This window comes from Plantactinospora sp. DSM 117369, from assembly GCF_053764795.1.
Genome location: NZ_CM132446.1, coordinates 4,848,335 through 4,860,719 on the forward strand (window position 1 = coordinate 4,848,335; position 12,385 = coordinate 4,860,719).

Genomic DNA, 12,385 nt, shown 5'->3' on the forward strand with positions numbered 1-12,385 from the left:
GAGGGCGTGTATGAACATCGGGGAGATCGCCCGCCGGGCGGGGGTGTCCCGCAGCACCGTCTCCTACGTGCTGAGCGGGAAGCGGACCGTGTCGGAGGCGACCCGGCAGCGGATCCAGGCGGTCATCGACGAGCTGGACTACCGACCGAACGCCAGCGCCCGTGCTCTGAAGGAAGGACGCACCCGCACCCTCGGGCTGGTGATCCCTCCGGCGAGCCAGCGGTTGACCGACATGCAGTTGGGTTTCGTCGCCAGCGTCGTCGAGGCCGCCGCTCGCCATGACCTCGATGTGCTGCTCTCCCCGTCCGGTGGCGACCATGACCGGTCGTTCGAGCGGATCGTCACCGGACGTCGGGTGGACGGTGTAGTCCTGATGGAGATCCGGTTGGCGGACGAGCGAGTGACTCGGCTGGCCAAGGCCGGTCTGCCCTTCGTCACGATCGGGCGGACCGCCGAGCCGCACGGCATGAGCTGGATCGACATCGACTACGCGGGGCTGATCGCCCGGTGCGTGCACCACCTGGCCGATCTGGGGCACCGGCACGTGGCACTCGTGAACCGCTCCGCCGAGTTGGTGGCCGCGGGTTACGGGCCCAGCCATCGAGCGCTTGCTGGTTTCCGGGCGGCGGCGGCGGAGCGGGGGATGACCGGCGTGGAGGTCTGCTGCGGTGACGACACGGCCTCCGGCGAGGCGTGCGTGGAACAACTGCTCGCGACACATCCGGACGTCACGGCGGTGGCCACCATCAACGAGGCCGCGCTACCCGGGATGCAGCGTGCACTGACCAGCGCCGGGCTCTCCGTGCCGCGCGACTTCTCCGTCACCGGCGTCGCCGCCCAGCACTGGGCGGAGGATTTCCGCCCGCCGTTGACCGCTGCGGACGTTCCGATGGTTGACATGGGCGCCGAGGCCGTGTCGTTGCTGCTGGAGATCATCGCCACGCCCGGGGCCGTGCCCCGCCACCGGCTGTACAGCCCGCCCATCTCGTTGCGCTCCAGCACCGGTCCAGTCTGGTCCCGCTGAACCGGCCGAGGGCCCGGAACGGGGCCTTGGCCTCGGTGGCCCAGGCCGGGCCTGCTCAGTCGGTGCCGCTACCTACCCACCCGCTATCCGCCGCTCCTCCTGGGCGGCGGCGAGGATGAGGTAGCTGCTGGCGGTCCAGGTGTACGCGCGATCCCGGAGTCCGGCACCGGTTTCGGCGTCGAAGTTCTCCGCGAACCCGGACTTCTCACACAGCGCGAGGAATCGTCGACTGATGTCGTCGGCGATCCTGGTCTGTCCGGCCCGCCGCAGGCCGTCCTCGACGAGGACGGTGGAGGGTGCCCAGATCGGCCCACGCCAGTAGCCGTCGGCAACATAGTGGGCCGAGTCCGGCGGCTCAGTGGCCAGCCCGTGCGTGGTCAGGTGAGTTTCCGCGCCCCGAGCCAGTGCGGCGGCGACCGGCGCGGGCAGGTCGGCCCCGAGCGCGACGGGCATCAGGTCGAGCAGGCTGCGACTCGCCCGCCGTTGCCCGGTACGGGGGCTGCGGGCGGTGAAGCGTTCGCCGTCCCACAGGTCCCGGAGCATGGCCCTGCGGATCCGGTCGGCCTCCCGGGACCAGAAGTCGGCGGGCTCGCCGAGCTCGGTGGCGAGGTCGGCCAGGCAGTGAAGCTGCGAGACCAGGAACGCGGCGAGGTCGGCCGTCTGGAGGACCCGGTCGTCGTCGAAGGTGGTCGCGTTGTCCCAGCCGCTGTCGTTGCCGTGCTGGTAGTGGGGCAGATCCTGGCCGAGGGCTCGGCGCGCGTCGAGCCAGAACCCGGTCCAGCGGGCCAGCCGGTCGTACGTCTCGGCCAGCGCCGCCCGGTCCGGCTGCCGGGAAAGGCGTCGGCGCAGGTGTCGTAGGGCCCAGCCGTGAATGGGGGGCTTGACGTAGTTGTGCAGGACCTCGGAGTGGGTGACCGAGTCGGGTAGGGCGCCGGCCTCGTCCTGGTGGTCGAACGGCAGGTGGAACTGGTGCCAGGCCAGCTCCGGCTCGCCGGCCGCCAGGGCGATCGCGTTGAAGCAGTGGTCCCAGCTCCATACCTTGTCCATCCAGTGCTTGGACATGAGGACGGCCGGCCGGGTGACGAAGCCCGCCGGGGCGACAGTGGCTGACCACAGTACGTATGCGGCCAGCTCGGCGGCCGGGGTGTCCGCACCGCGCCACGGCGCGACCGCGTCGACGAACGTGGTGAACTCGGCGATCCGGTCGTGGCACAACTGCTCAAAGGCGACGGATCCGGCGTACGGACGGCGGGCGGTAGCGTACTCCTCGATCGCGATCTCCCAGGGTTGGTCGCCGGCGAGTTCGAGGGACCGGTCAGCGGTGCCGAGCGCCTCCACGCCGTCGGTCCGCTCAAGAGCGCCGGAGAGCACCGTGATCCGGTAGCGGCGACCGGTCTCGTACGAAGTGAACACATGCGACCCGTCGACCGGGTCGAGGTACAGGTAGGTGCCGCTGAACGGGGTGAGGGTGCTCGCGGCCGCCGCTACCCGCAGGCCGAGCCGTCGGCCCCGGATCCGCAGGGTCTCCGTCCCGTCGTAGACGGCCTCGATCCGGTCCATGCCGTTCCGCCAGGTCAGCAGCGCGGGCGTGGCGACGACCGTGGTGCCGGCGACCGCGGGTGCGAGGCGCAGTACGGGGTGCAGCCCGGTCTGGTGGGAGACCAGGTGCAGATCGTCGGCGTACGTCTTCTCGGCTACCACCGGGGAGATGTTGAACCAGGATCCGCGGTAGCTGAACGGGATGTCCTGGATGGGGAATTCCGGACCGGACGGGGCGACGGTCATGGGTGGCGGATGCCCTTCTGTGGTGCGGGTGGTCAGTCCTTGACGGCGCCGGCGGTCACGCCCGTCGAGACGTACCGCTGGGCCAGGAGCAGCAGCACGGCGGCAGGGATGGAGGCGACGACAGCGGTGGCCATGATGGCGTTCCACTGCTGGTTGTTGTTGCCGATGTAGTGGTAGATGCCGAGGGTGATCGGCTGGTGGTCGCCGCCGCCGGCGAGGGTCGAGGCGAAGACGAAGTCCGACCAGGACCACAGGAACGCGAAGAGCGACACCGTGATGATCGAGTTGCGGCTGACCGGCAGCACGACCGACCAGAAGGTCCGCAGCCGACCAGCGCCGTCGACCAGGGCGGCCTGGAGCAGCTCGTCGGGAATTCCGGACATGAAGGCCGTGAAGATCAACACGCCGAACGGCACCGCCAGGGTCGAGTCGGCCAGGATCAGCCCGGGCAGCGTGTTCAGGACGCCGAGATTGAGATAGATGGCGTAGAAGCCCATCGCCATGATGATTCCCGGGATCATCTGCGCGATCAGCAGCACGAAGCTCAGCGCCGGACCGCCGGGCGGCCGGAGCTTCGCCAGCGCGTATCCGGCGGGAGCGGCCAGCGCCACGGTCAGCGCGACCGTGCCGAGGCCGACCAGGAGGCTGGTGCCGAGGTACGGCAGTTGTTGGTCGAGCACCGCCCGGTAGCCGTCCAAGGTGCCGTCGGTCGGGATCAGGTGTGGAGGGCTGGCCCGCATGTTCTGGTCCCGGGTGAACGACACATTGATCATCCAATAGACGGGGAAGAGCATCAGCCCGGTCAGCACCACGCCGATGCCGGTCTTCCACCAGGCCCGAGGTGTCGAAGTGGTCATCGTAGGTGCTGCCTCCGCTCGACCCGGATGTAGCCGAGCCCGGCGATCAGGGCCATCACGATGAGCAGGTTGCCGACGGCCGCACCCGGTCCGAACTCGGGCAGCAGATTGCCGAAGCCGAGTCGGTACGACCAGGTGGCGAGGGTGGCCGAGGAGTCGGTCGGACCACCCCGGGTCATGATCCAGATGATGTCGAAGACCTTCAGCGTGTAGATCAACCCCAGCAGCAGCGTGATCGCGGAGACGGGGCGCAGCACCGGAAAGGTGATCGACCAGAACCGTTGCCATCCCGTCGCGCCGTCGAGCGCGGACGCCTCGTACAACTCGGCCGGGATCGCCTGTAGGCCGCTGTAGAGCACCACCAGGTTGAACGGGATGCCGATCCAGACGTTCGCGATGATCACCGAGGTGAGCGACCAGCCCGGCGAGGTGAGCCAGTTGACCCGGTCGATGCCGACGAGGCCGAGCGCCGCATTGACCAGCCCCGAGTCGCTGTTGAGTAGCCACGACCAGGTCGACGCCGAGACGATCAGGGGCAGCAGCCACGGTACGAGGATCAACGCCCGCAGCGTGCGCGACAGCGGGAAGTGCTGGTGGAAGAAGAGGGCCAGGGCCATCCCGATGGTGAACTGGAAGACGAGCGACACGGCGGTGAAGACCAGGGTGTGCGCCAGGGTCGGCCCGAAGGCCGGGTCGGTCAGGACCGTCCAGTAGTTGTCGAGGCCGGCGAAGGGCGCGCCGCCCTGCACGAAGGAGCGGACGCTGTACTCGCGCAGGCTCAACTCGACATTGCGGTAGAGCGGGTAGGCGTAGAAGGCGATCAGGTAGACGGTCACGGGTGCCAGGAAGCCCCACGCCAGCCATCGGCTGGGCCGGCGGACCCGGGACGGCAGAGGCTCGGGTGGGGCGGCCGTCGCCGCCCCACCCCGGTCCCGTGCGGCGGTGGAGGTCTGTGTCGTGGACGGCATGGTGTCGGTTCGGCACGCTTACCTGGTCGCGGCCGCGGCCTGCGCGGCGGTCAGCGCCTCGTGCGGCGACTTCCCGCCGCTGAGCGCTGCCTGCACCGCGGTCCACAGGGATTCGGAGATCTTCGGGTACTTCGTGCCGAGGTTGTCACCGGTGCGGCCCTTGGCCGCCCGAACCGCCTCCACCCAGACCTTGAGCTTGGGGTCCGCAGCCGCCTGCCGCTCCTGGACGGCGGCGACGGGTGCGACGTAGGAGAGCGTGGTGTCGGTGGTGAGAAGGTTGTCGGCGCTGGTCAGGCAGGCAACGAGTTTTTGCGACGTCTCGTACCGGCCGGTGTTCTCCTGCACCGGGATCGAGACGAACTCACCGCCGGTGGGCGCCGGTGCCGGGCCGCCCGCGCTGGCCGGGATCGCGATGATGCCGTACGAGAAGCCGAGTTTCTCCGCGTTGGCCAGCTGCCAGGTGCCGTTCTCGGCGAAAGCGTAGTTCCCGGTGGCGAACTCCTGCCAGCTTGTGGTCTGGGTGTTGTTGATGACGGAGTTCGGGGCGTGGCCCTGCTTGACCCAGTCCGTCCAGAGCGTCAGCGCGGACACCGCCTGCGGCGAATCCAGGCTGGTCAGTTGCGCTCCCGATCCCCAGAACCAGGGCAGGAACTGGAAGCTGCCCTCCTCGGTGCCGATTGCGGAGAAGGTGATGCCCTTCTTCCCCGCGGTCTTGACCTTGGTCAGCGCGGCGGTCAGCGAGGTCCAGTCCGTGATCGTGGCCGGATCGACGCCGGCGGCGGTCAGCAGGTCCCTGTTGTAGTAGAGCGCGAGGGTGTTCGCCCCGATCGGCACCCCGTACGTCTTGCCCTCGCTCTGGCCGGCGCCGAGCAGGTTCGGCTCCATGGCCGAGACGTCCAGCTTGTTGTCGTCGGTGGTGGTGAGCGCGCCAGCCTCGGCCAGTGTGGAGATGACCGGGTTGTCCACGATCAGCACGTCCGGCGAATTGCCCTGCTGGGCGGCGAGCAGCGCCTTGTTGGTCAGGTCGGTGGTGTCGTAGCCGGTCCGCTCGACCGTCACCCCCGCCGAGGTGCCGCACTTCTTGAGCAGCGCGACCCATTCGGAGTCGTCGGCGAACTGCGGATACGGGTCCCAGACGAGGTAGGGGGCACCGCCGGTGGGGTCGTCGCCGGACGACGAGCAGGCACTGCCTGCCGCTGCGGCCAGCGCTATCACGGCGACGGCGGCCAGGCGCCGCCGACGACTGAGTCCTGTCATGTGTTGCCTCACTCCAAGTCGATCGTCAGGTGGAGGTGCGGGTTGACCGTCGCGGGGCGGATCACGGCCCGGTCATGAGGCGAATCGGTTCGAGAAATCGGTTCGCACGAAGATAGGTCCAGCCATGCCCGGTGGTCAAGGGATAGTCGGTCGCATCGAGCGTTTCACCGGGAAACACCGACTTCATCCGACCGTCACTTCATTGACACGGTTCAGTTCCTCGCCCTACGATCCGTGCGAATCGATTCGCAAGCGCAGCCCTCCGGAGAGCGTCCCCCCACGCCCCACCAAGGAGCCGCCCGTGAAAACCCCGTCCCGCGGCAGGCCAGGACGAGCCCGCGCGCTCGTCGCCCCACTCCTGGTCGGCTGCCTGCTCGCCGCCGCCGTAACCGTCGCCGCGTCCCCGGCCCAGGCGGCCGACGAGTCGATCAGCGTCGACTTCGCCACGACCAGCGGTACGCCGACCTACCGCGCGTCCGGCTGGATCTACGGCATGACCGAGAACGCCAGCGGTCCGGCCGACCACTTCTACCGAGACGTCAAGTTCCAGTACATGCGGGCCGGCGGCGCGCAGCTGCCCGGGAGCGGCTGGGTCGGCGGAACCTACGACCGTCGATGGAGCTCCACCCTCGCCCAGGCACGTCGGACCACCGCCCTCGGCGGCCAGTTCATCCTGCTGCCGCATGACCTGTGGGGCGCGGACGGAGCCGGGATCTCCCGCTTTCCCGGCGACAACGGCAACTGGACCGACTACGACAACTTCCTGACCCGCCTCGTCAACGACGTCCGGGCGTCCGGGCTGTCCGTGCAGTGGGACATCTGGAACGAACCCAACATCACCATCTTCTGGAACCGCCCGATCTCGCAGTACCTCGAACTGTGGCGCCGCACCCACCAGCGCATCCGGTCGGAGTTCCCCAACCAGCTCATCGTCGGGCCGAGCTGCGCCTGCGTACCGTCGACGACGCACACCTTCTGGAACCAGTACCTGGACTTCGTCCGCTCGACCAACACGGTGCCGGACATCATCAGCTGGCACTCGCTGCCGGGTGACCCGGTCGCCAACGTCGCCGCTGCCAACGCCACCCTCGACCCGCGCGGCATCGCCCACCCGCGCCCGTACCAGATCAACGAGTACGGAGCCCCCGACGAGCAGAACCCGGCCGACGGCGCCTGGTACATCGCGCGTCTGGAGCGGGCCCGCGCGGATGGCCTCAGGGCGAACTGGGCCGGCGGCGGCAACCTGCACAACGACCTCGGCAACCTGTTGGTCCGCAATTCGGCCGGCCAGCACCAGCCCAAGGGCGAGTGGTGGGTCTACCGTTACTACGCCGCCCAGACCGGGCAGATCGTCGCGACGACCGCCAGCCCGTCCTACGACGCGTACGCCACCAAGGCGACCGGCGTGGCGAAGGTCCTGGTCGGTGGTGGTCGTACCACCGGAAATCTGACCGTCAACCTGCGACGCCTGGACACGACCAGCGGCATCGTGCAGGACAACCAGGTGCGGGTCCTCACCCAACGCATCCCACACAACGGCGGCGGCGCGGTGCAGGGGCCGATCACGGTCTCGAACAGCGTGGTCGGCGTCGTCAACAACACCACCACCGTGACCCTGCCGTACACCAACCAGACCGACACCTACACCGTCACCCTGTTGCCGCCCTCGGACGGTGGCTTTCAGTCGGTGGCGGTGGCCCAGCACTCCCAGCAGTGCCTGGACAACGCGGGCCTGAGCACCGCCGACGGCAACGTCCAACAGCAGAACTACTGCGACGGTGGTGACCAGCAGATCTGGAACTTCCGCCCGGTCGCCGGCGTGGCCAACACGTACACGGTGATCAATCAGCAGAGCGGCAAGTGCCTCGACGTCAGCGGGGTGTCCACCGCGGACGGCGCGGCCGTGCACCAGTGGACCTGCCTGAACGGCCTCAACCAGCAGTTCACCCTCCGCAGGGTGACCTACCCGGGCAACGACTCGCACGACTACCAACTCGTCGCCCGGCACAGCGGCAAGTGTGTCGACGTCAGCACGGTCTCCACGGCGGCACGGGCGCCGATCCACCAGTGGACCTGCAACCCGACCGGCCAGGGCACTCCGCTGAACCAGACGTGGCGGATCCTGGGGCGCTAGGCGTCACGAAGGGGTTGCGGCGCTTCCCGCCTGCGCTACGGCCAGCGCCAGCTTCCGCCGAATTCATTGACCGATCTCGACCCAAACCTACGATCGCCGCGGATCGATCCGCCATCACCGCCACCGCCCGTGGCGCATCGACAGACCTCCGCTTCCACGACTCCGAGGAGCCACCTCGTGCGAACTCCGTCCCGCAGTGGGCCAGGAAAGGTCCGCGATCCCATCCCGAGACGCCATCGCGTCCGTCTGACCGTACTGGCCGGCGCCCTGGTCGGCGTTCTCGTCGGCGTCGGTGCCACCCCCGGCACCCCGCCTCCCGCCGCCGAGGCCACCGCCGCCGCACCGTCGTCGGTGGCTGCCGTCGAGCCGGGGCAGAGCACCACGATCGTCGGCACCCCGTCCGGTCGCTGCCTCGACGTTCCCAACTCCAGCACGGTCAACGGCACCCAGACACAACTGTGGGACTGCCAGGGAAGCGCCGGCCAGACCTGGACCTGGACCTTGAGCAAGCAGCTCACGGTCTACGGCAACAAGTGCCTGGACGCCTCCGGCCAGGGCACCGCCAACGGCACCCTGGCGATCATCTGGGACTGCAACGGCCAGACCAACCAGCAGTGGAACGTCAACCCGGACGGCACCATCACCGGCGTGCACTCCGGGCTGTGCCTCGACGCCAGCGGCTACGGCACCGCGAACGGCACCAAAATCCACCTGTGGGCGTGCCACGGCGGCGCGAACCAGCAGTGGAGCTCGCCGACCACCCCGCCGCCGACCGGTACGCGCCCGTGCGACATCTACGCCTCCGGCGGTACTCCGTGCGTTGCGGCGCACAGCACGACGCGGGCACTCTATGCGGCGTACGCCGGCAACCTCTACCAGGTCCGTCGCTCCTCGGACAACACGACCCGCAACATCGGGCTGTCTACCGCGGGCGGCACCGCCAACGCGGCGACGCAGGACTCCTTCTGCGAAGGCACGACCTGCGTGATCACGGTCGTCTTCGACCAGTCCGGGCGCGGAAATGACCTCTGGTACCAGGGGTCGAGCGTGGTTCCCGGCTCCCCGCAGAGCAGGCCGGCGATCGCGACGTCGGAGTCGCTGACCGTGGGCGGCGCGAAGGCGTACTCGCTCTACATCAATCCTGGTAACAGCTACTGGCGGGACGGGCACCTGACCGGAGTGCCGACCGGTGCCGCTCCCGAGGGCATGTACATGGTGACCAGCGGCACCCACGTCAACGGCGGCTGCTGCTTCGACTACGGCAACAGCGAGACGACGAGGAAGGCCGACGCCGCCGGGGCGATGGACGCCATCAACTTCAGTACACAGTGCTGGTTCGGCGGCTGCTCCGGCACCGGCCCCTGGGTGCAGGCAGACCTCGAGTGGGGCCTCTTCTCCGGCGGCAGCCAGACCTGGAACCCGAACCAGCGCTCCTTCACCAGCAAATTCGTCACCGCGACCCTCAAGAACAACGGCACGACCCGCTTTGCCATCAAGGGCAGCAACGCCCAGTCGGGCAGCCTCTACACGCTGTGGGACGGCGCGCTTCCGCCGGGGTACAGCCCGATGAAGAAGCAGGGCGCGATCATCCTGGGCAGTGGCGGTGACTGCTGCAAGCCCGACGGCGGCGCGAACCTGAGCGCCGGCACCTTCTACGAGGGAGCCATGGTCGCCGGCTATCCGTCCGACGCGACCGAGAACGCCGTACAGGCCAACGTGGTGAGCGCCGGTTACCGCTGATCCTGGCAACAGCGCCTGCACGACAGCGTGCGCCGGCCACCACCGGGTGGTGGCCGGCGCACGCTGTCGTCGACGCCGAATTCGTTCGGACGACGACCAGGCTCCACGTACAGTCAGCCCAGTACTTCTCCCAAGGGCCGGGGATGGCCAGGGGACGCTGCGACCGCCCCTACGACCTGTCGGGTGCGTGGTCGGGCCCGTTCCTTCACAGCAGTCCGTGCTGAGTGCAAACTTGCCGCGTGCCACCGCTGATGCCCATCCGAAAAGTCCAGTTCAAGATCCGTCCGTGGGGTCCCGGTCCGGATCCGGGTCGGGAACTTCTGCCGTACGTCGACGATGTCAGCTTGGTGGACCTGATCTCGGGCTACGAGCGCGCGGCCGGGTTCGACGTTCCCGGCGCGTATGCCGGAGTTGTCCTTGATCATTTCAACTTCGGTGACCTGGCCTCCTATCTCGTCGGGCAACCTGATTCCACCTACTGGGCAGACAAGGGCGTGATTGCTCTTCTTGGCTGTGACTGCGGCGAGGTCGGCTGCTGGCCCCTTGAAGCACAGGTAATCATCGATGCGGATCTTGTCACCTGGCGCGGCTTTGTCCAGCCCTTCCGTCCTCGACGCGACTACGGAGCCTTCGGCCCCTTCACCTTCCGCCGGAATCAATACGAGCGCGCCGTTCGCGAGGTCGCATCGCAGCACGTGTCGGGTACTCCTTGGAGTACAGAAGTAGGTACAGCTGATCTTGCAGAGGTCAAGCCGGTCACCAAGAGCAGAACTCCGCCCCGACCGGCCGGTACCGCCGATGGCCGGTACCGCCGCGATCGGGGCGGTGGTGCATCTGCGCCACCGCCATCGAGAAGGGCCGGGGCCTGCCCTCGATGAGCGGCGTGCCGGCCGGCGCCGCCTACCGCCTGCTGCTGCCTTCGCGGCGGGGCCCCGGCCCGCGGCTAGCGCAGATGCCGGGCGAAGAACCCGGCCGCGTCCTCCCCTGCGAACTGCGGGACACCCGTGTGTCCGCCCATGTTGGCGTGCAGCGTTTTCTCCTTGGAGCCGAAGGCGTCGAACAGGTCCAGGGCCGCCTGCCGGTCGTTCCCTTCGTCATCCCACTGCAGCAGGACATGCAGCGGAATGGTGACCTGTCGCGCCTCCTCGAACATGGTGCGAGGCACGAAACTCCCGGCGAAGAAGCCGGCGGCCACGATGCGCGGCTCGACCACCGCAAGCCGGATGCCGACGGAGATCACTCCCCCCGAGTACCCGACCGGGCCGCCGATCTCGGGCAGCGTAAGGAGGGCGTCCAGGGCGGCCTGTGATTCCGGGACCGCCTTGTCGACGAGCGGGAGGATGAGGGCGTCGATGATTTCGTCGCTGACCGGCTCGCCGGCCTCCATGGCCCGGCGCAGGTCAGTGCGAGCCCGCTCGGCGGAGGCCCAACGGGGCCGGTCACCGCTCCCGGGGAGCTCGATGGTGGCCGCGGCGAAGCCCTCCGCCGCGGCGTGCCGGGCCCGAGCCACCAGGCGGGGGTACATCTTGTGCAGTCCGAGCGGGGGGTGGCCGAGCAGGATCAGCGGGACCGGTGCGGATGCGGATGCGGGCGTCCACAGGATGCCGGGGATCTCGCCGAGGGTGAATTCGCGTTCGAGGACGCCGTCGTCGAGGCGCTGCTCAGTAGTGAATTTCATGGTCGTGCCTTTCGGGAGTGCTCGTGAACGGCGCTCCCGGACGACCTATCGCCCGACCGTGACCCCAGAGGGAAGCACCCATGTCGAAACGTTCACGGGTACCACCTCCTCGGTCTCTCGCACGGCCTCCAGGAAACTAGCAGCGACCGCCGTGATCCGCCAAACGTGTTTCTGCGCAGGCTCGGTGGCCGGGCGCCACGGACAGGCCGCATGCGGTTACGGTGCGATGTGAGCTCACCGATCACGTCCAACGACGTGGCCCGGATGTTCCCTTCCTGAGTCCCGCCCTGCCCCGACCGGTGGAGGCGGAACCTCACTGGTTCGGCCAGTGCTTGCTCTGCAAGATCAGTCGTACGCGGCTCTGCACAACAACCAGTACGCCGACAGCACGGATGATCAGGCGGCCCCGGCCCTCCTCTTTGCGCATACGCCGATACCTGAGACATGCTCATCTCGTAGTGCAGAGAAGCGTGTGTCAGATGCCCACTCCTTCGGGTCGACGCGGCCCAACTGCCGCGCTTGAAGGAGATCCACGCCAACCTCACCGACCGACTCGCTGAGGCCAGCGGACGACCTTCGAGTTGCTGGACCAGTTGTGCGTCCCGAACTCCGGCTGCCCCCTGGTGGCGGACGCCGCCGAGCCCGGCCCTGAGCGACGTGGACCCGCAGGTGCGGCGTACCGCGGCGACGTTACTGGTGAACACCGCCGAACCTGATCGGGTCATGGCGGCGTTGACCGCCGCGACCGATCCAGCGGTGAGCTGGTCGCCGATCTCGGCGAGTTCGCTGTCGGTGAGGGTCAGGTTGTCCAGCCCGGCCACGTTCGTCTCGAGCTGGCCGGCGCTGCTCGCGCCGATGATCAGGCTGGTCATCCGGGCGTCCCGCAGCGCCCAGGCGAGCGCGAGCTGGGCCGTTCGCGTCCGCGTTTCCCCTGGACCGTGG

Annotated in this window: 10 protein-coding genes and 1 pseudogene; 4 read left to right on the forward strand and 7 right to left on the reverse strand. The window is 68.6% G+C overall.

Annotation, left to right across the window (positions count from 1 at the left end):
- Positions 1 to 10 precede the first annotated feature (10 nt).
- Positions 11 to 1,024 (forward strand): LacI family DNA-binding transcriptional regulator, encoded by a 1,014-nt coding sequence (locus ACSMXO_RS21055; protein ID WP_346263534.1) that lies wholly within the window; start codon positions 11 to 13, stop codon positions 1,022 to 1,024.
- Between the two features lie 72 nt (positions 1,025 to 1,096).
- Here the strand turns inward: ACSMXO_RS21055 and ACSMXO_RS21060 are convergent, their stop codons facing one another.
- From ACSMXO_RS21060 to ACSMXO_RS21080, 5 genes are all read right to left on the reverse strand, one after another.
- Positions 1,097 to 2,809, reverse strand: coding sequence for an amylo-alpha-1,6-glucosidase (locus tag ACSMXO_RS21060; RefSeq protein ID WP_455419051.1), 1,713 nt, complete (start codon positions 2,807 to 2,809; stop codon positions 1,097 to 1,099).
- A gap of 32 nt (positions 2,810 to 2,841) precedes the next feature.
- Complete coding sequence (locus ACSMXO_RS21065; protein WP_346263532.1) at positions 2,842 to 3,666, reverse strand: carbohydrate ABC transporter permease; 825 nt, start codon at positions 3,664 to 3,666, stop codon at positions 2,842 to 2,844.
- Positions 3,663 to 4,634: a carbohydrate ABC transporter permease gene (locus tag ACSMXO_RS21070; protein ID WP_455419052.1), complete on the reverse strand. Its 972-nt coding sequence runs from the start codon at positions 4,632 to 4,634 to the stop codon at positions 3,663 to 3,665. Before ACSMXO_RS21070 ends, ACSMXO_RS21065 begins: the two co-directional genes overlap by 4 nt.
- Before the next feature lie 18 nt (positions 4,635 to 4,652).
- Positions 4,653 to 5,891: a sugar ABC transporter substrate-binding protein gene (locus tag ACSMXO_RS21075; protein WP_455419053.1), complete on the reverse strand. Its 1,239-nt coding sequence runs from the start codon at positions 5,889 to 5,891 to the stop codon at positions 4,653 to 4,655.
- Between the two features lie 61 nt (positions 5,892 to 5,952).
- Positions 5,953 to 6,078, reverse strand: a complete 126-nt coding sequence (locus ACSMXO_RS21080; RefSeq protein ID WP_346263529.1) for a hypothetical protein — start codon at positions 6,076 to 6,078, stop codon at positions 5,953 to 5,955.
- 114 nt (positions 6,079 to 6,192) lie between these two features.
- Between ACSMXO_RS21080 and ACSMXO_RS21085 the strand changes: the two genes are divergently transcribed.
- From ACSMXO_RS21085 to ACSMXO_RS21095, 3 genes are all read left to right on the forward strand, one after another.
- On the forward strand, positions 6,193 to 8,025 hold the full coding sequence (locus ACSMXO_RS21085) for an RICIN domain-containing protein (RefSeq protein WP_346263528.1): 1,833 nt from the start codon (positions 6,193 to 6,195) through the stop codon (positions 8,023 to 8,025).
- 177 nt (positions 8,026 to 8,202) lie between these two features.
- On the forward strand, positions 8,203 to 9,765 hold the full coding sequence (locus tag ACSMXO_RS21090) for an arabinofuranosidase catalytic domain-containing protein (RefSeq protein WP_455419054.1): 1,563 nt from the start codon (positions 8,203 to 8,205) through the stop codon (positions 9,763 to 9,765).
- A gap of 239 nt (positions 9,766 to 10,004) precedes the next feature.
- On the forward strand, positions 10,005 to 10,643 hold the full coding sequence (locus ACSMXO_RS21095) for a hypothetical protein (protein ID WP_455419055.1): 639 nt from the start codon (positions 10,005 to 10,007) through the stop codon (positions 10,641 to 10,643).
- Between the two features lie 65 nt (positions 10,644 to 10,708).
- Here the strand turns inward: ACSMXO_RS21095 and ACSMXO_RS21100 are convergent, their stop codons facing one another.
- Together ACSMXO_RS21100 and ACSMXO_RS21105 are read right to left on the reverse strand one after the other, a co-directional pair.
- Positions 10,709 to 11,443 carry an alpha/beta hydrolase gene (locus ACSMXO_RS21100; protein WP_455419056.1) on the reverse strand — a complete coding sequence of 245 codons (735 nt, stop codon included), beginning with the start codon at positions 11,441 to 11,443 and terminating at the stop codon, positions 10,709 to 10,711.
- A gap of 755 nt (positions 11,444 to 12,198) precedes the next feature.
- Positions 12,199 to 12,354, reverse strand: a pseudogene (locus tag ACSMXO_RS21105) (aldo/keto reductase); the annotation flags it as partial.
- Between the last annotated feature and the right edge of the window lie 31 nt (positions 12,355 to 12,385).